This window comes from Serratia sp. JSRIV001 (genome assembly GCF_019968745.1).
Lineage (GTDB): Bacteria > Pseudomonadota > Gammaproteobacteria > Enterobacterales > Enterobacteriaceae > Chania > Chania fonticola_B.
This window is the reverse complement of record NZ_CP074147.1, coordinates 3,243,474-3,266,787: the sequence shown is the minus strand read 5'-3', so window position 1 is coordinate 3,266,787 and position 23,314 is coordinate 3,243,474. Positions and strand designations below refer to the sequence as shown.

Here is a 23,314-nt window from a genome sequence, read left to right as displayed (position 1 = left end):
AAATAAACCAATACGTTATTAAAAAATAAAGCTTTATGAATCAACGGCGACAAAGATAACACTTTTGTCGCGCGGGCGTTGTTCCTGAAACCCTTGAGGCTGTTACTTAACACCAAGCTTCTCCCTCAACAGTGGCATGTAGCTATCGATGTTATAAGTTTTATCCCCGGTGATGCTGGCGCAGGCGTTATGAGCATAAATAAAATAGCTTACGCCAACGCTTAGGCCTAAATCATTAAGATCGGGCTTTTGGGGGTCTAAAAGACTGTAGCTTTCTGGGATTAAGTGAGTGAAAACATCTTCTGATCCGATATTTAAGACTTCTCTAACAATAATAGACTTGCCCATGGCGAGGTCTAAAGGTGCTCTAGATTTAACAGTGTCATATTGCTCACTCATGCATAAGCGGTATTTATCGCATCCAGATAATCTGTTACTCTCACAATAAGCCGTTGATATTTCGGTTAGATTGTCAATATATAAATAAGAGATGTAGTTACTTTTGCACCCAGAGGTGAAAAGTAATAAAAAAAGCATGTGGTTATATTTTTTCAACTTTATTTGACTCCAGCTTAAACATTTCTTCGGCGTTAGCATGTCCTGTATAGGACATGCGAGGTAACACATTTAGTGCCTGATTATAATCAGCACCTGGACAGCTCTCCCAAGGGCCACCCGTGCGAGCGATTAGATTCGCGGAGCTCCCATCCGCAATCGAATAATCAATGTAGATATTATCCCAGCGTTTGACATTGGCGGGTTTGGGGCTTTTTCCCTTCCTGGATACCGGATCAAGCGTTACCAATAGTTCAATCGGAATATCGGGGTTTTCCTGCGCCAATAAAACCGCCCGGTCTCCACCCCAGCTATGACCTACCAGCACGATTTTCTGCCCGGCAGCATGCCATTCTTTCATTAGCGGCGCGACTTTCCCACCGCCATGTTCGGAGTAGGCCACATCCTGTTTGCGCAGGGTGATAACCTTACCACCGTTATCCGTGGTATCTCTGCCATTTTTTTTCTCATAAGGAGCAAAAACAAACTTTAACAAGGGTTGAAAACTTGCGTCCATCGCGCCACCAATAAACACCACTAGTGTCTTTAAACAATTGGCGGTAATCTTACCTTGCTGCTCTTTTACGCTGGGCAAGATAATATAGTCGCCCGGGTTGTTATTTTTGTGCTTATATTCAAAACCCGGAAAAATAATTCCATCTGATGCGCACATTATCTTGCCTCCAAATGCTTACGTAACATCAATAGTTCCTTTCTGATGCGTCGCTGAGTGTAGGCCACCAACTCAGCGAGCCGTAGATCTTCCTGATTAATGGGGTTATCAGCAAAATGCACCTTAACCCAAGGGTAGAGCGGGTCATCAAAGACTTTATGGCCGAGGAAGAACTGTAATGCCAGGATAACCGCCTGCCCGTGGAACGTGGTGACCCCATGCTCCTGAAACCAATGTTGATCTTGAGCTAATAGGCCAAACATCTGATGTATGGGAACGTATTGCGCACGCTCAGGGTAAAGTGATCGCACATAATCCACCACGTGCTGTTCTTCATACATATAGGGTAACTGGTTAAGTTGCAGGATTTTTAGCCTTTCCAGCGCTGCCAGGTAGAGCTCTAACCGCTCGCCCATGCTTCGTACAAAAACCAGCCCCAACTGCTGATTTAACACGGCCAACTGCCCAGGTTCCTCTGCTGCGGTTGTCAAATAGGGCGCGACGATGTGCTCAAGCTGGAGATCGGTATCAAAATGGCTGCCTAAACTGCAGGCTAAATCAAGAAATTGGCAACGATCGTTAAAACGCTCCAGCCGGTGAGTTTTGCATTTTTCCGCGATAAGCGTAATGAACCGCTGGACCTGTTCATCGCCCAACAGGCGGGTGCGCTTCGGATATTTATCGGTAAAGTAGCGCTGTAGCTGGCTAACCTGCTCGCTCTGGTTTTGCTGCTTTAACTTGGCGAGTTGCGCTTCTTCCAGCGTCACTTTCCCTGTCAGAATTGGGGCTGCCTGGGCGGGTAATTCAATCATCTGTTGCCGGACCCAAAGCGAGCTGAATACCCCCATCAGCTGATTTTGCTGGGACTCGGTGGAGGCCGCCAGGATTAACGGTAGAAACTGGGCGTCCCAATAGCGGAAAAATACCGTCTTCCCATCTGGCAAATTAATCTGCGTCAGGTCCCGTAAATGGTCGAGAATGCGCTGACGCGGCTGTTCACTGACTGCCAGCCATCCCCAGTCCGTTGAGGATGCTTCACTCACCCACGCTAAAAACGGGCTATTAACCGACAGCTCCACCAAATAGGGCATCACTTGGTGCCAATCTTTGTAGGCCGTATAGTGATAAATCCCTTCTGCAACGCGGGAGCCATCCAGTTGATAGTAGTGTTTCAATGGCTGCGCATCGCTAACGGTGGACAACACCACATACAGCCGTTGTCCTGATGCACAATTGGCCAGCCATTGCTGTAGTTGACTCTCCATATCTTCGTTTCCTCCGGCAAGCTGTCCCGATTAAATCGCGCAACCCTGTTGTTTACATCGTTCACACTCTTCGCAAAATGCTCGCGGTTGTTTAAACGCACTGACCTGTGCAGGATTTAGCGCAAAGGCAGGGACGCTGGCTGGGATGGGGATAACATCGGGCATTCTGCCGCCCCATCCTCGGCCTGAGCCTGGGCTGCCGGTGCCCACATTGAGCGTGGGGCCGATCGTAACGCCGCTGGGATCGATTTTTATAAAGCTGGAACCGGCCTTTAAGGTGATTTCCGTGCCGGTTTCAATCACTATTTTAGTGCCGGACTTCAGGTGAATTTCCTGCCCAACCTCCGTCAATAAGGCGTTGCTGGCGTTAATGTGGAAATTGCTATTCACGGTCAGGGAATAATCGCTTTCTATCCGGTCACGCTTTTCGCCATTAACCTGCAGAAAATCATTGTGGACAACCTGTTGTCTGCGATCGTTGCCTATCCGCTGGTTCTCATCGTGATCGATACGTGCGCAACTGTCATGCAGCACTTCGGTTGTCATGTTCTTTTGCGCATGCAGATAGAGCTCTTCCTGGCCTTTTTCATCTTCAAAACGCAGTTCGTTAAACCCTTCGCCTTTATGGGTTTGCGAACGGATCGACATCTGGGTTTTGGTGCCCGGCAGCTTGCCTGGGGGCAGGTTGCTGGCGTGATAGGTGCGGCCGATAATGACGGGCTGATCGGGATCGCCATTCAGAAACTCGACGATCACCTCATGGCCAACGCGTGGCACGGCCGACATGCCCCAACGTGGCCCCGCCCAGGGTTGTGATACCCGGATCCAGCAGGAACTGCTGTCGTCGGTTCTGCCCGAGCGATCCCAGAGAAAACGGACTTTCACTCGACCGAACTCATCACAAAAGATTTCTTCAGTGGCTGGCCCCGTGACAATGGCGATTTGTGCACCATCAATCCGTGGCTTGGGGTGTAAAGCGGGGCGCCAGGTCTGATCGTAGGGAATAAACGCAAACTGGCTGGTTACGATAGTTCCCGTCCCGCCTGTGTTACTTTCAAGCGCTTGGGGTTGCTGCCCTGAATGGTTAGCCTGGGTGATTTGCCAACGCGTATTGAGCGCCTCCAGAGGATGGTTTTCCAAGGTAAAGCGCACGCCGGGTTGCAGCGCCGGGCAGTTGCTTGCCCCTTCGCCCTGATGAGCATCGTTACGCAGCGCCTGGATGCGCCAGCGGGCAAAAGATTTACCCACCTCGGTGCTTTTGAAACGCCCTGGGAAATCGTAATGAAAGTACTTGCCGGGCTGATGCTCAGTATCGCGGGCGTCATCGCCAAACTCTGCCAACCATAAGGGATCTTTAAAGGTGTAATCTTTCAACAGCACTTCGGCGAGGCGTAAACTTTCCCGGCGCTTAAAGGTGGTGACGCAGGGTTCATCCAACGAGGTAGATGACTGGTCGGGATGATAGGGGAGCGTTGGCCCGTCATGCAGTGCGGCGCAATCATCGGAAAACACCAACGTATGTTTGCCATTTTGGTGCTCAAAGAAATAGTAAATCCCTTCTTCTGCGGCCAGGCGGTTAATAAAATCGAGATCGCTTTCATTATATTGGACGCAAAACTCACGTACGGCATGGGGATAGCGCAACGCGTGGGCATAGTCGCCGATCTTGTTTTCTTTTAACAGAGTTTCCAGGATTTCCAGAAAGTTTTGTTGCTGGAAAATACGTGAACGGTGTCCCAACCCGGCGCGCCAGAGCGAGGGGCGAATGCTAAATCGATAACGCGTTTGATGAAGTCCGGCATCCCCTTGTTCGAGGGAGGTGACAATGCCATTAACGACTCGCTGTACCTCGGTTTCACGCCAAATCGTCAGCGTGGCGGTATTATCCATGATTGAACGGAACTCCACGCTGGGCTTGGCGCTAGCCACCTCAAGCTCTAGCGCAAACGGGCTGGAGAATTGTTCATGCAGAGTAAATTCCACCACCACAAAAGCGTCTGCTGGCAGGTTGCCAACGCTTAACGTAAACCTCAGCCCGCTGGCTTGTTTGCTCATCCCTGGCATGCGTTTCCCCCATTTATTACATGAATATATTCCGCTCAATTACAACAAAAAATCCATAGATATATAAATAACATTAATGTATTGGTGGCGAAATAACAACCAGTGGCGTTTTATAAATGTGATCCAATACGACAATGTGTGATTACGCTAATTGTTGTCCTGCCTGGTTTAGAGCGGATTGGCGTATTACGCCATTTTCATGCGAAATGTCATGGAAACCGATCAAATATAACCACTATATTTACATGGTTATAACCTTGCTGACACCTGCCTACGCCAGCCAAGATAAGGAGATAACGTCAACGAAAGCGTGTTTTTTCAGTCAGCCTGTTCGGAAAGGATACCTATGAATCAATTTATCGTTGCGGAATCAGAAGCCTGCATTGGCTGCCGGAGTTGTGAGGTTGCCTGCGTGACCGCACACCATCACGGGGCATACCCAAGCAAGCGCGAATATTTCACCCCAAGAGTCAAGGTTATTCAGGGCACCCATGGCAATACGGCCGTGTTCTGCCACCATTGCGAAGATGCGCCCTGTGCCAATGTTTGTCCTACCGGGGCCATTGAACAAAGTGATACCAGCATCCAGGTCAGCCAGGAGAAATGCATCGGCTGCAAAGCCTGTGCGGTCGCTTGTCCGTTTGGCATGATGACGGTGGTGACCGAAACGGTGCAGCCCGCCAATCATCGCCTGGCAGACAGCTATCAGAAGGTTGAGGCACAGAAATGCGACCTGTGTAGCGAGCTGAACCATGAGCCTGCTTGTGTACGTGCCTGCCCAACCCATGCACTCAGCCTGGTGAACAACCAAACGTTGCTGGACCAGCAGCGAGAAAAGCGGCTACGTGCTGCGGCGCGCGATCACCATAGCCAACTGTTTGGCAGTGCGGCTAATCAGAGCCCGGAAGCGAAAGCCCAGAAAAAATCAACTCCGATCCTTAATCTGCTGCAACAGCCTCGGGCACCTCGCCTGGAAGCCAGCAAAATCCCGCTCGAGTTGCGCAAAACCAGCTTTGCCGAAATCTACCAACCCTTTAATGAGCAACAGATCCAGCAACAGGCCGAACGCTGCCTGAGCTGCGGCAAGCAGAGTATCTGCTCCTGGACCTGTCCGCTGCATAACCAGATCCCGCAGTGGATCAAGCTGGCCAGCCAGGGGCGCATCTGGGAGGCGGCGGAGCTATCGCATCAAACCAGCAGTCTGCCGGAAGTGTGCGGCCGGGTATGCCCACAGGACCGACTGTGCGAGCAATCCTGTACGCTCAATGAGCACGGGGGAGCCGTCACCATCGGCAACATTGAGCGCTACATCACCGAAACGGCCTTTGAGATGGGCTGGCGGCCTGATATGTCGGCGGTGAAAGACAGCGGCAAGCGCGTTGCCATTATCGGCGCGGGTCCGGCGGGGCTGGGCTGTGCCGATATCCTGGTGCGCAATGGCATCAAACCGGTGGTGTTCGATCGCTACCCGGAAATTGGCGGGCTGCTGACCTTCGGCATTCCGGCGTTCAAGCTGAATAAGGACGTGATGGCCAGAAGGCGTGAGATCTTCAGCGATATGGGCGTGGAGTTCCGTTTGAATACCGAGATTGGCAAAGACGTCTCGATGGAAACCCTGCTCAATGATTACGACGCGCTGTTCCTTGGCGTGGGGACCTATAAATCGATGCGTTCCGGCCTGGAAAATGAAGGTGCGCCGGGAGTGTATGACGCCTTGCCATTCTTGATCGCCAATACCCAACAACTGATGGGCTATGCCGAAAACCCGCAAAGCCCTTACGTCAATATGGCGGGCAAGCGGGTGATCGTACTGGGGGGCGGTGATACCGCTATGGACTGCGTCCGTACCTCATTACGTCACGGTGCTGAGCAGGTGATTTGTGCCTATCGGCGTGATGAAAAGAGCATGCCGGGTTCGAAAAAGGAAGTGAAAAATGCGCGGGAAGAGGGCGCAGAATTCATGTTCAACCTGCAACCGCTAAGCATCGTGATCGATGAAGAAGGTAAGGTCAGCGGCATTCAGATGCGGCGAACTGAAATGGGGGCTCCGGACAGCCAGGGTAGGCGGCAGGCGGTCCCTGTTGAGGGTTCGGAACATATCGTACCGGCGGATGCGGTGATCATGGCCTTTGGCTTTAGCCCGCATCGTATGGGCTGGTTGGCAGAACATAACGTCATGCTGGATAGGCAAGGGCGCGTGGTGGCGCCAACGGTGGCGGGTTATCCGTACCAAACCAGTAACCGCAAGATTTTCGCCGGTGGTGACATCGTGCGCGGTGCCGATCTGATCGTGACCGCCATTGCCGAAGGGCGCAAGGCGGCGGAAAGCATCGGTTATTACCTCAATGTGCTCTAACGCGGCTCAAGGAGAGACGGTATGAATCAGTTTGTCATTGCCGATATGAAACAGTGCATTGGCTGCCGCACCTGCGAGATAGCGTGCGTGATGGCGCATCTGGGGGATAATCCGTTGCCGATGACGGCGGAAAACTTCAATCCTCGCTTACGGGTGATGAAAACCCTTAGCGTCAGCGTACCGATGCTGTGCCGCCAGTGTGAGAATGCCCCTTGCTTGAACGCCTGCCCGAACGAGGCCATCTATAACCAGGATGGCAGCGTACAGGTGCTCCAGTCGCGTTGTATTGGCTGCAAGAGCTGCATGGTAGCTTGCCCTTATGGCGCGATGGAGGTGGTGGTCAATCAGGGTTATGGCAGCAATGGTGTCGCGCATCAACGGGCTCAGGCGAATAAATGCGATCTGTGTCAGGGGCGCGAAGCGGGGCCAGCCTGTGTCGAGGTGTGCCCAACGGCGGCGTTAACCCTGATCCGGCCAGCAGACCTGCAAGCCATGCAGTTGGAAAAGCAACGGCGCGCGGCGCGTGGCTCTTCGCCGAACCTGCGGTAAATTATTCCTTACCTCACTACAACCCATTCTGCGTGATAACCGCGTGGAATGGGTTTTCTTTCATGATCCGCGCGACGTGGCTAAATGAAACGAATATCGCTGCTTTACCTTTGAACGCGATGATCTTTCAGAAATCTTACCAACAGGCTGCATGCTATAATTCGTCGATATTCTGCACGGAACCTCTTTGTTAAGGATAAATGACGATGACCCTCTTCCCAGGATTTAAAACCACGCTGTTGGCGGCCTCGGTGCTGTTGGCCTATACCGGCCTGGCTCAGGCGCAAAACGTCACGCTCAACGACGTGACGGTCTTTATTCGCGGTGCCGAGTTATTCAACAGCAGCAAAGTGACGCTACCGGCGGGGGAAAGCGAAGTCGTCTTTACCAATATTGCCAGCGGGCTGAACGAACAGAGCCTGATGCTTGATGCTGATAACGGCGTGGTCGTGCAATCTTTCAGCATAAAACGCGATTTTCTCACCGAACATGTGTCGCCTGAAGTGGAGCAATTAACCAAGCAGATTGATGATGAGGTGCGTGAGCAAAGCAAACTGAACGTACAGCGGGAAGTGATCCAGGCACAGCTGGCGGTGCTGGAAAGTAACCGGGCGCTGGGTTCGGAGAAAGAGGGCGCTTCCGTTGAGCAGGTTAATCAGATGCTTGAACTGGTGAGTCGCCGCATGAGTGAAGTGCTGCTGGCGGATATCGAGCTTAAAGAGAAGATCGCCGCGATTGACAAAAGCATCGAAAAGCTGAAGAGCCAGTTGGACGAGGCCCAGCAGAAGACTGGCCAAACGGTGAATCAGGTGGTGGTGAAGTTTTACACTGCGAAAGCCGTGACCAGCAACGTTAAGCTGTCTTATGTGATCCCAGATGCAGGTTGGGTGCCGACTTACGATGTGCGGGTCAACAGCATTACCCAGCCGGTCAAGCTGAGCTACAAGGCCAATGTGTTTCAGAACAGCGGCATCAACTGGGATAAGGTCAACCTGACGCTTTCCAGCGGCAACCCAAGCGAAGGGGCGCAGGCGCCGAAGTTGCAACCTTGGTATCTCGATTTTTATCAGGACTACTCAAGTTCCAAGATGGCAATGTCGATACCCAGACCGGCACCGGCTCCCGTTGCTGAGATGGCCGCTGGCGCGGATGCTCAAGAGCTTGATGGCGCAATGGCCAGCAGAGCTAAACGTTCTCTCTCAGACTATGTGGTCACCGATGCTGGCGGAGTGAATACCCGCTTTAGCATTTCCTTGCCTTATAACATTGCCTCCGATGGCAAAGGGCATTCGGTCACCATCAAGGATGTGGACGTTCAGGGCGACTATCGCTACGTGGTGGTGCCGAAAATCGAACCGGATGCCTTCTTGCAGGTACAGTTAAAAGACTGGGAGCCGCTTAATTTGTTGCCGGGCAAGTCCAGTATTTTCTTCGAGGGTTCATTTGTCGGCCAGGGATATATCAATATCGCCGAGGCTAAAGAGACGCTGGATCTGTCATTAGGCCGGGACAAAAAGATTATCGTTAACCGCGAAAATGGCAAGCAGCTGACTTCGAAGGCGGAGTTTTTTGGCAATTCGGTAAGCCAACAGTACTCCTTTGTCACCAGCGTGAAAAATACCCGTAAAGAGCCGATTAAGCTGGTGGTGATGGAACAGATGCCGCTAAGTCGTGACTCGGCGATTACTATCGACGGACTGAAGTACGACGGTGCCAGCTACGATAAAGACACCGGCAACGTACAGTGGGCACTGGATTTACCAGCGAATCAGTCCGAGAAATTCACCCTGTCTTATACGGTGAAGTATCCAAAGGATAAGCGCGTTAGCAATTTATAACTTTACCCCTCACCCTAGCCCTCTCCCACAGGGAGAGGGGACCGAACGTGCCACAAATTGGTTACTACATTCGTCCTCAAACCAGCTTGGTTAAAGACTAACTTTGCACCTGAAAATGGCTCCCCTTGGCTACTACATTCGTCCTTATCACCAATCTGCCTAAAGACTGACTTCTGTACCTGAAAATGGCGCTGTACCAGCTCCCTATCCCTGTGGGAGAGGGTTGGGGTGAGGGGCCAGTTCAGCTTCCTCGGTATATTGTTATACCGGAGCTGCCAGGGATTGGCTTTGAAGGTAAATCGGAGCTGATCAAGGTGATACGTGCTTTGGCGGAGTGATTGCGGCGCTGATAGGGCAGCACCGCGTGGGGATTAAGCAGGTTTAAGACCGGGTTCAACCAGGCTATAGACCTGTTGATTGAGTGCGGGGGCACTTGCCAGTTGCTGGACATGTGCAGCAACGTCTGCACGCATCACAAAGCCATGAACTTCCTGCCCCTGAAAACGTTGCGCCTTGCTGGTGGCATTGCCGTTTAGCAGCCCGCCGGGGCGCAAGATGGCGTGATCTAGCGTGCTGGTCTGTAACCAGCTTTCCGCCAGCGATTTTTCACGTACCGCCTGGCCAAACCCCGCTTTGGCGCGTGGTGACAGAAACGGCCAACCGTCGCCACAGCCCAACGAGGTGACGAGGATCATGCGCGATATTCCACACTTTTCTGCCGTATCTATCACTGTCCTGTGGGCCAGATAATCCTGTGCTCCTCCCATTGACGAGATGATTGTTGCGTTGGCACCAGCAGCTTCGCAAGCGCGGGTGATCGCAATGGCATCACAAGCGTCACCGAGATAAACCTGTACGCCTTTCTCCCGCAGGCGAGCGGCGGCATCAGGATTACGCACCACCGCAACCACCGGACGCTGTTCCGCCAGCGCAAGTTCCAGAGTCAGCGCGCCGACCCCTTTACCGCCAGCGCCAAAAATCAGCCATGGTTTCATTGTTCACTCCTGTTAGAGGGTGGCTACCGCAATACGCGGCAGATCCAGTTGTTGGAGCAGCTCATCAAGAGACTGCAGAATATTGCTTGCCCAGAAGCGCCCTTCGTTGGTCAGGCGCAGGCAGGTTGAGGCGTCGCGGGTTAACCCCGCCTGATGCCACTGTGCGAGTAGCGGCTTCAACTGCTCTGCATGAGGCGTCAGTTCATCCAGCGGGATGCGCGCGTTTTCCACGCCAGCCTGTAGCGGCTGACGCCACTGGCTTCGGTTACCGGAGGTACGCATCATCATCATCAGCGGTTTGCGACCCGCGGCGATAGCGTCGTGCCAGTGAGTGAGGTTGCGCTCAATCATCCAGGAATAACCGTTGACCGAGCCTCCCGCGCCGGAGCCAAAGGCCAAGCAGTCTGCGCCTTGCTTAATCAGCAGGTTGTACAAATTGCGCTCTCGCGTGGTGCGCGCCCAGTGGCTATTGCTGATACAGCGCCAGCCCGCCTGGTCCATGAAGTCGCAGCCCTGCAAATAGAGATCTCGCCGCTCGGCAGGTGAGGGAACCGAGGTGCGGCCAGTTTCCACTGCCTTACCCAGGGGCGTATTGGGCAGCAGATTGAGGGCGTAGAGATCGACACCGTCCAGCCCGATATCGCGGGCAATCGCCAGATCTTCGCCCCAAACTTTCGCATCCTGACCAGGTAAGCCGAATAGCAAATCGCAGACCACGGCAGCGCGGTCGCGACGAACGAGTCCTTCCATAAACGCAATGGCGCTTGCGCCGTCGGAGGTACGAGCCATTTTTTTACGGATTTTGCTATTAAACGACTGAATACCAATCGAAAAGCGATTGGCTCCGGCATCCAGACAGGCGTCTATCCGCTGATCGTCAAAGTTTAGCACCCGGCCCTCGATGGTGATTTCACAGTCTGGGGCCAACGGCAGGCGTTCGCGTAGTGTGGTGATAATACGTGCCAGATCCCGTGCGGCAAGCGCCGAAGGTGTTCCACCGCCAAAATAGACGGCATGGATTGGCGCAGACTGATGCAGAGGGCTGTCTGCCTCCATTTCGATCTCGCGTAGCAGCGCATTGGTGTAGCGGGTGCAGCTGTCCTCCTCGAAACGGTTTTGGTAAAAGCCGCAGAAGGTGCAGTGGGTGGCACAAAACGGAATGTGTAGATACACCAGACGCTTGCGGCAGGGCGCGGTCTGGCCGATGACGTTTTGCCAGGTTGGTGCCAGCAGCGGTTTTTCTACGGGGATCGCGCCGCGCAGCGGCATCATGGCTCGACGATCTTTAAACGGCTGATTGCCTGCCAGTGCAAAATGCGGGGTTAAATCCAGCTCAGTGTCATGTTTCAACAGCAAGTTCCTTCAATGGGGCAGAACTGATGGAGGTAGGGATGCTTAGCAACGTAACTATCCAGACCTGTCATAGTTTAACTGAAAATGATTACCATTTGCATTTATATACTGACAATCGTCAGCAGAGTCTATCCAGCCAGCGGCCAATTAAATGCAACGTTGACTTGGGTCAAACTTTTCGGCACCCCGAATTAAATTTTGGTGGCCGACGCGAACAACCATTGCTAACGCTGGAGTTTATATGTACTATCGCCGCGTTTTCCCAATCATTCACTTTGCAAAGGAGGTACATCATGAATTATCAAGCACTGTTTACCCTTTGCGGGTCGTATCCTCAGGCATAATTTCCTGTTCTCCAGGTATTGCTAGGGCTACCGCCCGCCAAATCCAAAAAATGAGATAAATTAGTAATCAGGATTGGTTATGAGCAATACTATTGCCTCCGTTACGCCGCGAGTTTCATTGATCGCGTCGGAACACACCTGGATTGAAGGAAATGCAATCCAACAATTAGAAATAACCGCCAAGCTGCCGGATATGGTGCGCGTGGTCGGGATGCCAGATTTGCATCCTGGCCGTGGCTACCCGGTCGGTGCCGCTTTCTTTTCACAATATCGCTTCTACCCGGCGTTAATCGGTAATGATATCGGTTGCGGTATGTCGCTATGGCAAACAGATTTGTTGGTGATGAAACAGTCGCTGGATAAATTGGAAAAAAAGCTGGGCAATATTGACGGCCCGTTAGAGCAAGAAGAGTTGGGGGATATTCCTCCCGCGCTTGGCGATTATTCTCGGGCATTGGGCACCATTGGCGGCGGTAATCATTTTGCTGAACTGTTACGCATCGACGAAATATATCAGCCGCAGGCCGGTCTTGATAAAAAACGGCTGATGTTGTTGGTGCACAGCGGTTCGCGTGGTTTGGGCCAGCTAATACTGGAACAGCATGTGCGCACCTATGGGCATCATGGCCTGCTGGAAAATACCGATGCGGCCAACGATTATCTGCAACAGCATCAACAGGCATTGGATTTTGCAGGCTTAAACCGGCAGCTGATTGCCCAGCGGATATTGCAGCGGTTACGCGCTGATGGCGATTGCCTGCTGGATATCCATCATAACCTGCTGGCGGCGGCCACTATCGAGGGCGTGCCTGGTTGGCTGCATCGTAAAGGGGCTACGCCGTCGGATGAAGGTCTGGTGGTGATCCCCGGCTCGCGCGGCGATTACAGCTATATCGTCCAACCGCTACCTGCCGCCAGCAGTTTGTATTCACTGGCGCACGGCGCGGGGCGCAAATGGATGCGTTCCGAGTGTAAAGATCGCTTATCAGCGCGTTTCAGCACCGAGCAGTTGGCCAGAACCCGCTTCGGCAGCCGGGTGATTTGCCGCGACCGCCAGCTGATTTATCAGGAAGCGCCAGAAGCCTACAAGCCGATTGATAGCGTAGTGGGAGCCTTGCAGCAGGCTGGATTGGTCACGTTGGTGGCGCGTATGCAGCCGGTGTTGACCTACAAAACCAGCGGGGGGCAGTGATGATCTTATTACAGATATCTGCCGCCCAGGGGCCGGATGAATGTTGCTTGGCGGTGAGCCTGGCACTGCGCCAGTTTCACAAAGAGGCTCAGGCCATGCATGTGGAACTGCATGAGGTTGAGCGGGAAGAGGGCCGCCTGCCGGGCACGTTGCGTTCGGTGTTATTGACGCTTAATGGCGAAGCGGCGGAGCCATTGGCCGCCAAGTGGTGCGGGACATTGCAGTGGATTTGCGAAAGCCCCTGGCGCACTGGGCGCTCCAGAAAGAACTGGTTTATTGGTGCAGCGCGGTTCTCTACGGCTGCAGTGCCAAAAGAGAGCGAGATCCGCTTTGAGACGTTGAAGTCCTCCGGGCCGGGTGGGCAGCACGTGAATAAAACGGAATCGGCTATTCGCGCCACCCATATCGCTAGCGGCATTAGCGTCAAAGTGCAGACCGAGCGCAGCCAACATGCCAATAAACGTTTGGCGTATTTGCTGATCGCTCACCGTTTGGAACAGCTTGAGCAACAGCAACTGGACGAACAGCGTGCTGAGCGACGGATGTTTCACCATCAAATAGTGCGTGGTTCACCGGTTCGGGTGTTTAAAGGCGAAAGCTTTACGCCGCTCGCTTAATCAATATCGGCCTGATGGGGCAGGCCGGTAACGCTATAAGAAGAAAAGAAATGGAAACACATAAATATGGTCGGACGTACCATTATCCGTTCTCACCGGGAACCACCAGTGACGATCGGATCAATAAGCATTATTGGCAAGACATACGGCTAATCCCCTCGCTGATCCATACGGAAAAGCTCGATGGTGAGAATAACTGCCTGAATCGGTATGGCGTATTTGCACGCTCCCATGCGGCACCGACGGTTTCTGCCTGGACGCGCCAGATCCGCCAGCGTTGGCAATTGATTAAAAATGACCTGGGCGATATCGAACTGTTTGGCGAGAACCTGTATGCCACGCATTCGATCGAATATCGTGGCCTGCGACAGGACTTCTATCTATTCGCCGTACGTTGTAAAGACATGTGGCTGAGTTGGCAAGAAGTGCAGTTTTACGCGGCATTATTTGATTTTGCCTGTGTGCCAGAAGTGGTGCAGGACGTGCCGCGCCAGACGGAACAAGAATACCGCTCGGCAATACTGGCGCTGGTGGGGGGAGTAGGGAGTTTTGCGCCGCATGACGTGCATACCGGCTTGCCATGCACCATGGAAGGGATTGTCACCCGCAATGCGGCTGAATTCCCAGTGGCTCAGTTTTCCCATAACGTGTTTAAGTACGTGCGTAAAAACCATGTGAAAACCGATCGTCACTGGAGAGTGAATTGGCAACGAGCGCGTATGGCGTATGAGTATCAGCAGGAGGATAAACCATGTGGTGCTTAAGTGAAGACAAGCAGTGGGGCAGGCTGGCGGATAAATTTCGCTGGGTGGCCGACATGCATCAGGTGCCACAAGATCCTCGCCATCATGCGGAAGGCGATGTGGCAATCCATACCCAGCTCGTGCTGGCGGCACTGACCGAGTCTGCGCAGTTTTTGGCATTGCCAGAGCAACAGCAGGAGCTGGTTTGGGCTGCCGCATTGCTGCACGATGTAGAAAAGCGCAGCACCACGCGGGTTGCAGACGATGGTTCGGTGACCTCACCCAACCACGCTAAACGCGGTGAGCTGACCACGCGCTCGATCCTCTATCGGGATATCGTTACGCCGTTTGAGCTGCGTGAACAGGTTGCGGCCTTGGTGCGTTTTCATGGTTTGCCGTTGTGGATCATGGGGCGACCATCGCCGGAGCGGGCGCTGTTATTAGCGGCCCTACGGTTAGATACACGGTTGCTGGCGATGTTGGCACGGGCAGATGTGTTGGGCCGCGAGTGTGAAGACCAAAACGGCCTGCTGGATAATATCGAGCTGTTCGAACTGTTCTGTCAGGAACAGCAATGCTGGGGGCAAGCGCGTCCTTTTACGAGCGATAACCAGCGTTACCATTATTTGACGCATCCGCAGGCTAGCGTGGATTTTGTTCCCTACGAGCAATTTCAGAGCGAAGTAACGTTACTTTGTGCGTTGCCGGGAATGGGTAAAGATCGCTATATCGCGCAGCATGCCGCTGGGCTTGAGGTTATCAGTCTGGACAATATTCGCCGCCAGCATCGGCTTTCGCCAACCGACAAAAACGCGACCGGCTGGGTCGTGCAGCAGGCCAAGTTGCAGGCTAAAACGCTGTTACGGCGGGGCGAACCTTTTGTCTGGAATGCCACCAATATTACCCGGCAGTTGCGTAGCCAACTGGTTGAGTTGTTTATCGCCTATGGTGCAAGGGTGAAGATTGTTTACCTGGAAGTGCCTTACGCCCAATGGCAGCGGCAGAATGCCGAGCGGGAATACAGCGTACCTGCTGAGGCGATGGCGCGGATGCTGAGCAAATTGGAGATCCCGCAGGCGGACGAGGCGCATGAGGTGGAGTTGCGGGTGCAGGACGCAAGCTAGCCCGGGGCTGTTGTCAGATGCCGAGCTACTATGTAGCACATACAGTCCCCTATCCATGTGGATGGGGGACGTCACCGTAGATTAATTCGCGATCACCGTGACCAGCAGCGGTGATTCAAACATCGCCTTCGGCGAAATAACCGACCCCTCCCACGGGATTTGCTTTCCGTAGCGCTCTTTGAGTTTCTGCTGCACGGCAGGAGCACCAAAGTTAAATTCACGTACTTTTTGCAGCTTGCCGATTTGTATCCCTAGTGCGCGATCGTAAATCTTCCACACCAATTCCGAACAATATAGCTTCTCATCCGACCAGGAAAACTGCATGTCGTAGGGCTTCCCGGCAAAGCTTTTAACCTGCTGGCGTATTTTTAACTGTGCGGACGGCGTCATCATTTGCTTGGCGTTCTTCAGGCGTTTAACGACAAAATGCTTTTTCTCTCCCCGTTCGATCCAGGCGGCCAGCGGGGTATATTTCACCGTCGATACCGCTTCGAATACGTAAGGCTTGCCATCACGCAGCACAATAATGCCCATATGGCTGTAACGAGAGCCAGTGGCCTGCTGTATCGCCAGGCTTTGTGCCGAGCGGGAAGTGTGAAAAATGATGTCACCATCCTGCACCGCAGGTAGCTCGCGAGCTTGGCTGACCAGCACGGTCATCAGGCCGATGGTGAGAAACAGAATAGCCAACAGACGTTTGGTAAAAATCACGTTCAATCCCTCGAAGTTAGAATCTGGCCATTTTATCGGGGCTGTGTGAAGTGAGGATGAAGTGGTAGAGCAAAGGAGGGAGGTTGCATTGGCAGTCCTCATACTTTAATAAAAATAATTATATTTATCAATGGAATAATAACAATTCTATCATTGTGGTTAAAGGGTGATTAAAGCAGGCCGATAGCTGTTCTATTGATGTTGTCAGCTAAATAGGACGAAACCGGATGTTAGGGATCTACCGTATATCGATGAGAATGAAGCTTTTCATTGCTCTGTTTCCACTGCTACTGGCTTTATGCTGGTTTGCCGGGTCGGGTATGAAAACCCGTATCAATACCGAACGTCAGATGGATGTCATCGTTCAGCTAACGGCAATTGCGCGTGGTGCAGGGGATGTCGTGCATGAGCTGCAAAAAGAGCGTGGTATGAGCGCAGGTTACCTGGGCTCTGGCGGTGGGCAGTTTCGCGCTGAACTAGCGGATCAACGTAAACTGACCGATGCGGCTATGGCGAAATTTAGCCAACTGTTATCTAAAACCGATCGCAGCGAATTGGAAGGGATTGATACATCCGCGATTCAGTTATTTAACGACCAAACCCAGTTACTTGGCGAGGTGCGTAATAATGTCAGCAATTTACACACCGCGGCGCCACAAGCCATTGGTTTCTATACTAAGACCATCGCCCAAGTGCTGGATTTTGTCGGCGGTATTGGGCATTTGACGACATCGGGCAAAATCGGCCAAGAATTGTCAGCGTATTACAGCCTGCTTAACCTGAAAGAACAGTCGGGAATAGAGCGGGCATTACTCTCCAGCGTTTTCTCTAGCGATCGTTTTGGTGATGGGCAATTCCGCCAGTTGAGCGATGTGGTGGGAAAACAAGAGGCCTGGCTTTCTGCGACTCGTCGTTTCAGCACCGCGGAGCAGGCGGCGGCGCTTGATGGCGCATTACGTTCTACATCGGCAACTGATGCCCTAAAGTTTCGTGAGATTGCGCTCGATAAAGTCGCAACCGGTGGATTCAAGGTTATTCCTACCGATTGGTTCAAGGCTCAGACTTTGCGCATTGAAGTGCTGCGTCAACTAGAGAATCAAACCGCTGACGCGTTACAAAAGTATGCTGCAGAGTTGTCACGCACGGCACGTAGCGAATGGATGACTTTCCTGTGCATCAGCCTTCTTTCCCTGGCAGTTGCCTTGGCGATAGCCATCGTCGTTGCGCGGAGTATCCATCTGCAACTGCAAGGAACGTTGAAAACGATTGGTGAAATGGAGGGGGATTTGACCCAACGCCTTAGCGTGCCGGGTAGTGATGAGTTGTCAGCACTGAATCATGCCTATAATCAATCCATTGAAAATATTCAGCATATTGTTAAAGAGATTAAATCCGGCTCGGAGATCCTTCACCATGCTAGCAGTGATATTGCTGCTGGCAATCAGGATTTGGCGCAACGTACTGATGAACAGGCGGCATCTATCGTTGAAACTGCGGCCAGCATGGAACAAATGTCCACGGCGATCTCCCAGACTGCAGATAACGCCCGCGAAGCTGAACAACTCACGCTGGCGATGGAGCGCGATGTCATGCAGGCGAATCGCGTGGCGAATGAAGCCAGCCAGAGCATGTCGGAGATCCGTAATTCTAGCGAGCAGATTTCACGTATCGTGGCTTCTATTGACGACATTTCTTTTCAGACCAATTTATTGGCGCTCAATGCTGCGGTAGAAGCCGCTCGAGCTGGCGAGTCCGGAAGGGGATTTGCGGTGGTAGCGAGTGAGGTGCGTAACCTCTCTCAACGTTGTGCTAAAGAGGCGAGCCAGATCCGGGAGCTGATTAATCAAAATATGGAAAAAATTGCGGAAGGCGTCGCTCGGGTTTCGGCTTCCGGGATCGCGCTAAAAGCGGCAGCAGATAACTCTGGGCTGATGAAGCAATATGTTAGCGATATCGCTCAGGCCGCCAACGAACAATCATTGGGGGTAGGGCAGGTTCATCTGGCTTTGAATCAGCTTGAACAAGTCACCCAGCAAAATGCGGCTTTGGTTTCCCAAGCGGCCAGTGCCAGTCAGGTACTGGACAACCAAGCGGCAGCGATGACCCAATTAGTGAATCGGTTTATCGTATAATGTTGTTGTAAGGACGGTGGGAGTAATCCCGCCTCCTACTTGATCGTTTGCTCCGTAGCATATTTTATTTTTCTTGAGACGTCTCCACTTTCCCGCATGCCGTTTACCGTATATTCCCAGATGTCTTTTTGCGTAAGCGGTATGTCGTTTTGTGCTGCCTGGGTGCATACTATTGCCCTCCCAAAGGCGGTGGGCAAGGCTTTGGCGCTATCTGATAATAAAAAAAGGAACGGTGATGGAAAGGCGTAAATTTCTCAAGGGTGCGGCGGCATTATCTTCTTTTGGGCTGATAAGCCCGGTCTGGTCTGAGTCGCGAAAAACGGATATCCCTGCGTTAACCTGCGTGGATAATAGAAGACGTTTTGTGATGACACAAACGTATCAATTGAAAGCGCCAACAGGCTCAGAAGGTAAGGCCAATCTGTGGATCCCTGTCCCCCTGGACACCGCCTTCCAGCAACTGAAGCACATTTCTTTTTCTGGCAACTATCAGCAGGCCTACCTCACGGCAAATAATACCTACGCAGCCAAAACGTTGTTTGCTTCCTGGCCGGATTCCAAAGGCCCGATGGAACTAAAAGTGGAAATGCTGATTGAAACCTTGGACTGGGAACCGCTGAAGAGCAACCAACTGGCCGAATGGCACCTCCCGCAAACCGATCTGGTGTTCCCTGCAGAGATACAACCCTATCTTAACGCAACCCCACATATTCCGGTGGATGGGCTAGTGAAAGAAACGGCGTTGAAGATTATAGGCAGTGAGAAATCTCCTTTACAGCAGGCGAGGCTAATTCATGAATGGGTAAGAACCCATATGCATCGCGACGATGCGGTGATTGGCTGCGGGACCGGTGATGTGGGGCAAATCCTTAAGGCTGGCAAGCTGGGCGGGAAATGTACCGATATCAACTCCGTGTTCGTCGCGTTGTGCCGTGCCAGCGGGATCCCGGCGCGTGAGATGTTTGGTATTCGCTTGGGCGCATCCCGCAAGTTGGGGAGCTATTCTAAGAAGGCATTTGGCAGCGCTGATGAGCAAGGCGTGGCAAAAGTCAGCGGCGGGCAGCATTGCCGGGCGATGTTCTGGCTGGCAGGTTTCGGCTGGTTGCCGGCCGATCCGGCCGACGTTACTAAAATGCGTCTGGCAGAGAAAAAAGAAAACGGCGATGCCGCCGTTGAAGCCGTCAACGATTACCTGTTCGGCAACTGGGAAATGAACTGGGTTGGTTTTAACTACGCCCGTGATTTCGCGCTTTCGCCAGAGGCAGAGCAGGGGGATCTCAATAACTTTGGTTACCCCTATGCTGAAGTAGATGGCGACCCGTTAAACTTCTACGATCCGGCCGAATTTAGCTATGACTATGTCTCTGTCGAACAGCGTTAAGGACAGCATAGTGACGCTGCTGGCGGCTCTGCTTGCCGCCGCAGCATCGACACTCTGTTGCCTCGGGCCGTTGTTGTATCTGGTGTTTGGTATCTCGGCTGCCGGGCTCACGGGGATCCCGGCGCTATCCTGGTTGCAGTGGCCCATGATTATTGTGGCTATCGGATTGATGCTGCGAGGATTTTGGCGGCTTTATCTGTCGCCACGCCCGGTTTGCGTGAACGTCGTCAGCCGTCGGGTACTGATTTGGCTTTACTGGCTATCAGTACCGTTGATGTTGGCGTTGATGACCTACCCCTACGTATTACCTTGGATTTGGGAAATGATGGAATGAAAAAGCGCATTTTTCTGCTGTTGGCCCTGGTGCTCATTGCGCCGCGGCTATGGGCGGAGAATCAGAAAGTCACTATTGATATCAAAGCCATGACCTGCTCACTGTGCGTCATCTCTATCAATAAAGCGTTGCGCTCTACTGATGGGGTGATTAAGGCCAAAGCCTCACTGAAAACGCACCAGGCGGAGGTGATTGTGCCCGAAGGTTTTGATAATCAGCTATTGCTGACGGCAATTTCCCGCACCGGCTATAGCGGCGAAATCCAGAGCGTGGCGCCAGCCCCGTAGTTTTTACTCAGCATTTAGCCATTGTGATGTGCAACTAGAAAATGAAAACCCACGCAATTGCGTGGGTTTCAACGTTTTCAGCGCCGGTATTATATTCCACGACGCCATGATCCTTTCAGGTGTTAACGTCAGTCTCTTCAAGCAAAGCAGATATAAAGAACCTTAGGGCGCAACTCGGGTAACTTTCATATCCGGGTAATCAATGCATAGGCGCTTGAATTATTTAAATTTGATACTTAGCGATTTTATCCCAAGCGGCCATAAAACCGTCTACACTTTGCAGAGCAATGTTGAACGCTATCCACTTTCTCATCGTCGAGTTAACCAATTGGGTTGAAGGCTTTAATAGGGATTAACATGAAGACTAAGCAAAAACGTGTTGAAATACCTGGAGTTGAAGAGATAAAGCACAGTTTGATTAGTAAGTTGAGATACGATTTATGTTTGGAGCTTAAAGATGCCACCGCAACAGACATCTTTAATGCCCTGGCTCTGGCTCTGAGAGATTACCAGTTGGATAGCTTCTTCAATACCAAACGTTGTCAGGAGGAAGCAAGGCCTAAGCGACTCTACTATTTGTCGATGGAGTTTTTACTCGGCCAGTCGCTGCGTAATAATTTGATGAACCTGGGGTTGCTAACCAGTGCTAAACAGGCTGTGAGTGAGCTAGACTTTGATTTTGAAGAGATTATCAATCAAGAGCCGGATGCCGCTCTGGGTAATGGGGGATTAGGTCGACTGGCCGCCTGTTTTATCGATTCAATGGCCACGTTGGATATTGCCGCTTCAGGCCATGGTATCAAATATGAGTATGGTCTGTTTAAACAATCCATACAGAATGGCAAGCAGGTTGAACAACCGGATGACTGGCACAGCACCCATTCTCCCTGGCTGATTGATCACCCTTCACAGCTGATGCTGATCCCTATCGGTGGTCATATCGAAGAGAGTGAAGATATTGATGGCAACTACAATCCTATGTGGATGGACTGGAAGGTCATCGTGGGTGTACCGCATGATTACTTCGTTACCGGCTATGGGGGTAATACGGTAAATAAACTGCGGTTATACAGTGCCAGCGCCTCTGATTCATTCGACGTTCATATATTTAACCGCGGTGACTATCTGCGGGCGGTAAGCCAGAAAATAGCGTCAGAAAATATTTCGAAAATACTTTACCCAGCCGATGAGATCCCGTCAGGTAAGGAATTGCGTCTGACGCAAGAGTATTTCCTGGTTGCCTGCACCTTACGCGATATTCTGCAAGAATATGCTCAGCGCTCGGAGGACATCAGAGCATTGCCCGATGCGGTTGCCATCCAGTTAAATGATACCCATCCGGCTCTGACCATCGTCGAGATGATGCGTACGCTGGTGGATGAATACCGGCTGGATTGGGAAATGGCCTGGAGCATCACGCAAAAAACTTGCGCGTTTACCAACCACACGTTGATGCCGGAAGCGTTAGAAACCTGGCCTGTTGCTCTGTTTGAGAAGTTGCTGCCACGCCACCTGCAGATTATCTACGAAATCAACCATCGGTTCCTTGCCGATATAGCTCAGAAATGGCCAGACAAACCGGAGTTGCTGGCCTCACTTTCGTTGTTTGAAGAAGGGCCCGAGAAAAAAATCCGTATGGCTAATCTGGCCATCGTTGGCAGTCATAAAGTGAATGGGGTGGCTAAATTGCACTCCGAGCTGATTAAACAGCAGTTGGTTCCGCACTTTTATTTTATCACCCCGGAAAAATTCACCAACCAAACTAACGGCGTAACGCCAAGGCGCTGGATCCAGCAAGCCAACCCGAACCTGGCCGAATTTTTGTCCCGCCAGTTAGGCGCCAGTTGGGTTACCGAGCTTGATGAATTGCAACGATTGAAAAAGCTGGCCAGGGACAGTGCAGCCCTGGAGGAAATCCAGAGCATTAAACTGCATAATAAACAGGCGCTTTGCCGGCTCATCGCCACTCATCAGGGGATAAAGCTCGATCCGGCAGCCATGTTTGACAGCCAGGTAAAGCGTATCCATGAGTACAAAAGGCAATTGCTGAATATTCTGCACGTCATACACCTGTATTTGGGGATTGTTGAGTCTGGTCATGTTCTGATTCAGCCGAAGGTCCACCTGTTTTCTGGCAAGGCCGCGCCAGGCTATGCCATGGCCAAGCTGATTATTCAGTTGATTAATGAAGTGGCAAGGACGGTTAATCACGATCCGCGAACCAAAGGGCAGCTCAACGTGGTGTTCCTGGAGGATTATAAGGTCTCGTTGGCCGAACATATTATTCCTGCCACCGATCTTTCAGAACAGATCTCAACGGCTGGCACCGAAGCGTCAGGCACCAGTAACATGAAGTTTGCCATGAACGGGGCGTTGACCATCGGTACCATGGACGGCGCCAATATTGAGATCCGTGACGCGGTGGGGGCCGATAATTTTTATCTGTTTGGTGCCGATGCGGCTGAAATCAACACCCATCGGCAGGCGGGGTCCCATAATCAGGTCTACCAGGATGATCCGGCAATCAGAGAGGCCGTCGATGCCTTGGTATCAGGCCGCTTCAATCTGGACAAGTCGCTGTTTGAGCCGATTTACCGCATGCTGACAGAGGGCGATCACTACTGCCATTTGCTGGATTTTGACAGCTATCGTCAGGCCCAGCATCAGGCACTGCATGATTTTTCCCAACCCCAGTTGTGGCACCAGCGGACGCTGTTGAACATTGCTGGCATGGGGGGCTTTTCAAGCGATCGCACTATCAAGGGGTATGCCAACGAAATCTGGGGGATCCCTTGTTAAGG

General features: G+C 52.2%; 19 protein-coding genes. 12 read left to right on the top strand and 7 right to left on the bottom strand.

Annotated elements, in window-relative coordinates; genetic code table 11:
• Positions 1-102 precede the first annotated feature (102 nt).
• The 4 genes from KGP17_RS14955 to KGP17_RS14940 are packed head-to-tail and all read right to left on the bottom strand — an operon-like array spanning position 103 to position 4,548.
• Positions 103-555, bottom strand: a complete 453-nt coding sequence (locus KGP17_RS14955; RefSeq protein ID WP_223497822.1) for a hypothetical protein — start codon at positions 553-555, stop codon at positions 103-105.
• Entirely contained in the window at positions 542-1,228 is a 687-nt protein-coding gene (locus tag KGP17_RS14950) for an alpha/beta hydrolase (protein WP_223497821.1), read from the bottom strand. The genes KGP17_RS14955 and KGP17_RS14950 overlap by 14 nt, the downstream gene beginning before the upstream one ends.
• Positions 1,228-2,493: a DUF4123 domain-containing protein gene (locus KGP17_RS14945; protein WP_223497820.1), complete on the bottom strand. Its 1,266-nt coding sequence runs from the start codon at positions 2,491-2,493 to the stop codon at positions 1,228-1,230. The genes KGP17_RS14950 and KGP17_RS14945 overlap by 1 nt, the downstream gene beginning before the upstream one ends.
• A gap of 30 nt (positions 2,494-2,523) precedes the next feature.
• Positions 2,524-4,548: a type VI secretion system Vgr family protein gene (locus tag KGP17_RS14940; protein WP_223497819.1), complete on the bottom strand. Its 2,025-nt coding sequence runs from the start codon at positions 4,546-4,548 to the stop codon at positions 2,524-2,526.
• A 355-nt stretch (positions 4,549-4,903) separates the two neighbouring features.
• On the opposite strand from KGP17_RS14940, the gene aegA reads away from it, so the two are divergent.
• The 3 genes from aegA to KGP17_RS14925 all read left to right on the top strand — a co-directional run bounded on the left by aegA (position 4,904) and on the right by KGP17_RS14925 (position 9,300).
• The gene (gene aegA, locus KGP17_RS14935; RefSeq protein ID WP_223497818.1) at positions 4,904-6,913 is read left to right on the top strand and encodes a formate-dependent uric acid utilization protein AegA; all 2,010 of its coding nucleotides are present in this window, start codon (positions 4,904-4,906) and stop codon (positions 6,911-6,913) included.
• Positions 6,914-6,934: 21 nt separating this feature from the next.
• On the top strand, positions 6,935-7,462 hold the full coding sequence (locus KGP17_RS14930) for a 4Fe-4S dicluster domain-containing protein (RefSeq protein ID WP_223497817.1): 528 nt from the start codon (positions 6,935-6,937) through the stop codon (positions 7,460-7,462).
• A gap of 200 nt (positions 7,463-7,662) precedes the next feature.
• The gene (locus KGP17_RS14925; RefSeq protein WP_094983268.1) at positions 7,663-9,300 is read left to right on the top strand and encodes a DUF4139 domain-containing protein; all 1,638 of its coding nucleotides are present in this window, start codon (positions 7,663-7,665) and stop codon (positions 9,298-9,300) included.
• Between the two features lie 371 nt (positions 9,301-9,671).
• On the opposite strand, the gene chuY is transcribed toward KGP17_RS14925, so the two are convergent.
• On the bottom strand, positions 9,672-10,295 hold the full coding sequence (gene chuY / locus KGP17_RS14920) for an anaerobilin reductase (RefSeq protein ID WP_223497816.1): 624 nt from the start codon (positions 10,293-10,295) through the stop codon (positions 9,672-9,674).
• A 12-nt stretch (positions 10,296-10,307) separates the two neighbouring features.
• The gene (gene hutW, locus KGP17_RS14915; protein WP_223497815.1) at positions 10,308-11,645 is read right to left on the bottom strand and encodes a heme anaerobic degradation radical SAM methyltransferase ChuW/HutW; all 1,338 of its coding nucleotides are present in this window, start codon (positions 11,643-11,645) and stop codon (positions 10,308-10,310) included.
• Positions 11,646-12,071: 426 nt separating this feature from the next.
• Here hutW and KGP17_RS14910 point away from each other — a divergent pair, with 426 nt between their 5' ends.
• Genes KGP17_RS14910 through KGP17_RS14895 form a run of 4 tightly spaced genes read left to right on the top strand, consistent with a single transcriptional unit; the run spans position 12,072 to position 15,668 of the window.
• On the top strand, positions 12,072-13,184 hold the full coding sequence (locus KGP17_RS14910; protein WP_223497814.1) for an RNA ligase RtcB family protein: 1,113 nt from the start codon (positions 12,072-12,074) through the stop codon (positions 13,182-13,184).
• Positions 13,184-13,801, top strand: coding sequence for a peptide chain release factor H (gene prfH / locus KGP17_RS14905; protein WP_223497813.1), 618 nt, complete (start codon positions 13,184-13,186; stop codon positions 13,799-13,801). Before KGP17_RS14910 ends, prfH begins: the two co-directional genes overlap by 1 nt.
• A 50-nt stretch (positions 13,802-13,851) precedes the next feature.
• A complete protein-coding gene (locus tag KGP17_RS14900) occupies positions 13,852-14,565 on the top strand; it encodes an RNA ligase family protein (RefSeq protein ID WP_223497812.1) in 714 nt (237 codons plus the stop codon).
• Positions 14,553-15,668, top strand: coding sequence for an AAA family ATPase (locus KGP17_RS14895; protein ID WP_223497811.1), 1,116 nt, complete (start codon positions 14,553-14,555; stop codon positions 15,666-15,668). Before KGP17_RS14900 ends, KGP17_RS14895 begins: the two co-directional genes overlap by 13 nt.
• Before the next feature lie 81 nt (positions 15,669-15,749).
• On the opposite strand, the gene KGP17_RS14890 is transcribed toward KGP17_RS14895, so the two are convergent.
• Positions 15,750-16,328: a YiiX family permuted papain-like enzyme gene (locus KGP17_RS14890; protein ID WP_371822202.1), complete on the bottom strand. Its 579-nt coding sequence runs from the start codon at positions 16,326-16,328 to the stop codon at positions 15,750-15,752.
• 278 nt (positions 16,329-16,606) lie between these two features.
• Between KGP17_RS14890 and KGP17_RS14885 the strand changes: the two genes are divergently transcribed.
• The 5 genes from KGP17_RS14885 (at position 16,607) to KGP17_RS14865 (ending at position 23,312) form a co-directional block, all read left to right on the top strand.
• Positions 16,607-18,511: a methyl-accepting chemotaxis protein gene (locus KGP17_RS14885; protein WP_223497809.1), complete on the top strand. Its 1,905-nt coding sequence runs from the start codon at positions 16,607-16,609 to the stop codon at positions 18,509-18,511.
• A 235-nt stretch (positions 18,512-18,746) separates the two neighbouring features.
• Positions 18,747-19,892 carry a transglutaminase-like domain-containing protein gene (locus KGP17_RS14880; protein WP_371822024.1) on the top strand — a complete coding sequence of 382 codons (1,146 nt, stop codon included), beginning with the start codon at positions 18,747-18,749 and terminating at the stop codon, positions 19,890-19,892.
• Positions 19,864-20,226, top strand: a complete 363-nt coding sequence (locus KGP17_RS14875) for a mercuric transporter MerT family protein (protein WP_223497808.1) — start codon at positions 19,864-19,866, stop codon at positions 20,224-20,226. The genes KGP17_RS14880 and KGP17_RS14875 overlap by 29 nt, the downstream gene beginning before the upstream one ends.
• Positions 20,223-20,513, top strand: a complete 291-nt coding sequence (locus KGP17_RS14870; protein ID WP_021181095.1) for a heavy-metal-associated domain-containing protein — start codon at positions 20,223-20,225, stop codon at positions 20,511-20,513. The genes KGP17_RS14875 and KGP17_RS14870 overlap by 4 nt, the downstream gene beginning before the upstream one ends.
• Before the next feature lie 357 nt (positions 20,514-20,870).
• Positions 20,871-23,312: a glycogen/starch/alpha-glucan phosphorylase gene (locus KGP17_RS14865; RefSeq protein ID WP_223497807.1), complete on the top strand. Its 2,442-nt coding sequence runs from the start codon at positions 20,871-20,873 to the stop codon at positions 23,310-23,312.
• Positions 23,313-23,314: the final 2 nt, after the last annotated feature.

Bases quoted from the DNA above. Each gene is read 5' to 3' on its own strand.
- prfH (WP_223497813.1), top strand. From the start codon at position 13,184: ATGATCTTATTACAGATATCTGCCGCCCAGGGGCCGGATGAATGTTGC.
- KGP17_RS14880 (WP_371822024.1), top strand. From the start codon at position 18,747: ATGGAAAGGCGTAAATTTCTCAAGGGTGCGGCGGCATTATCTTCTTTT.
- KGP17_RS14900 (WP_223497812.1), top strand. From the start codon at position 13,852: ATGGAAACACATAAATATGGTCGGACGTACCATTATCCGTTCTCACCG.
- KGP17_RS14870 (WP_021181095.1), top strand. From the start codon at position 20,223: ATGAAAAAGCGCATTTTTCTGCTGTTGGCCCTGGTGCTCATTGCGCCG.
- KGP17_RS14890 (WP_371822202.1), bottom strand. From the start codon at position 16,328: ATGACCGTGCTGGTCAGCCAAGCTCGCGAGCTACCTGCGGTGCAGGAT.
- KGP17_RS14930 (WP_223497817.1), top strand. From the start codon at position 6,935: ATGAATCAGTTTGTCATTGCCGATATGAAACAGTGCATTGGCTGCCGC.
- chuY (WP_223497816.1), bottom strand. From the start codon at position 10,295: ATGAAACCATGGCTGATTTTTGGCGCTGGCGGTAAAGGGGTCGGCGCG.
- KGP17_RS14875 (WP_223497808.1), top strand. From the start codon at position 19,864: ATGACTATGTCTCTGTCGAACAGCGTTAAGGACAGCATAGTGACGCTG.
- KGP17_RS14910 (WP_223497814.1), top strand. From the start codon at position 12,072: ATGAGCAATACTATTGCCTCCGTTACGCCGCGAGTTTCATTGATCGCG.
- KGP17_RS14865 (WP_223497807.1), top strand. From the start codon at position 20,871: ATGAAGACTAAGCAAAAACGTGTTGAAATACCTGGAGTTGAAGAGATA.
- KGP17_RS14885 (WP_223497809.1), top strand. From the start codon at position 16,607: ATGTTAGGGATCTACCGTATATCGATGAGAATGAAGCTTTTCATTGCT.
- KGP17_RS14895 (WP_223497811.1), top strand. From the start codon at position 14,553: ATGTGGTGCTTAAGTGAAGACAAGCAGTGGGGCAGGCTGGCGGATAAA.
- KGP17_RS14945 (WP_223497820.1), bottom strand. From the start codon at position 2,493: ATGGAGAGTCAACTACAGCAATGGCTGGCCAATTGTGCATCAGGACAA.
- KGP17_RS14950 (WP_223497821.1), bottom strand. From the start codon at position 1,228: ATGTGCGCATCAGATGGAATTATTTTTCCGGGTTTTGAATATAAGCAC.
- KGP17_RS14925 (WP_094983268.1), top strand. From the start codon at position 7,663: ATGACGATGACCCTCTTCCCAGGATTTAAAACCACGCTGTTGGCGGCC.
- aegA (WP_223497818.1), top strand. From the start codon at position 4,904: ATGAATCAATTTATCGTTGCGGAATCAGAAGCCTGCATTGGCTGCCGG.
- KGP17_RS14940 (WP_223497819.1), bottom strand. From the start codon at position 4,548: ATGAGCAAACAAGCCAGCGGGCTGAGGTTTACGTTAAGCGTTGGCAAC.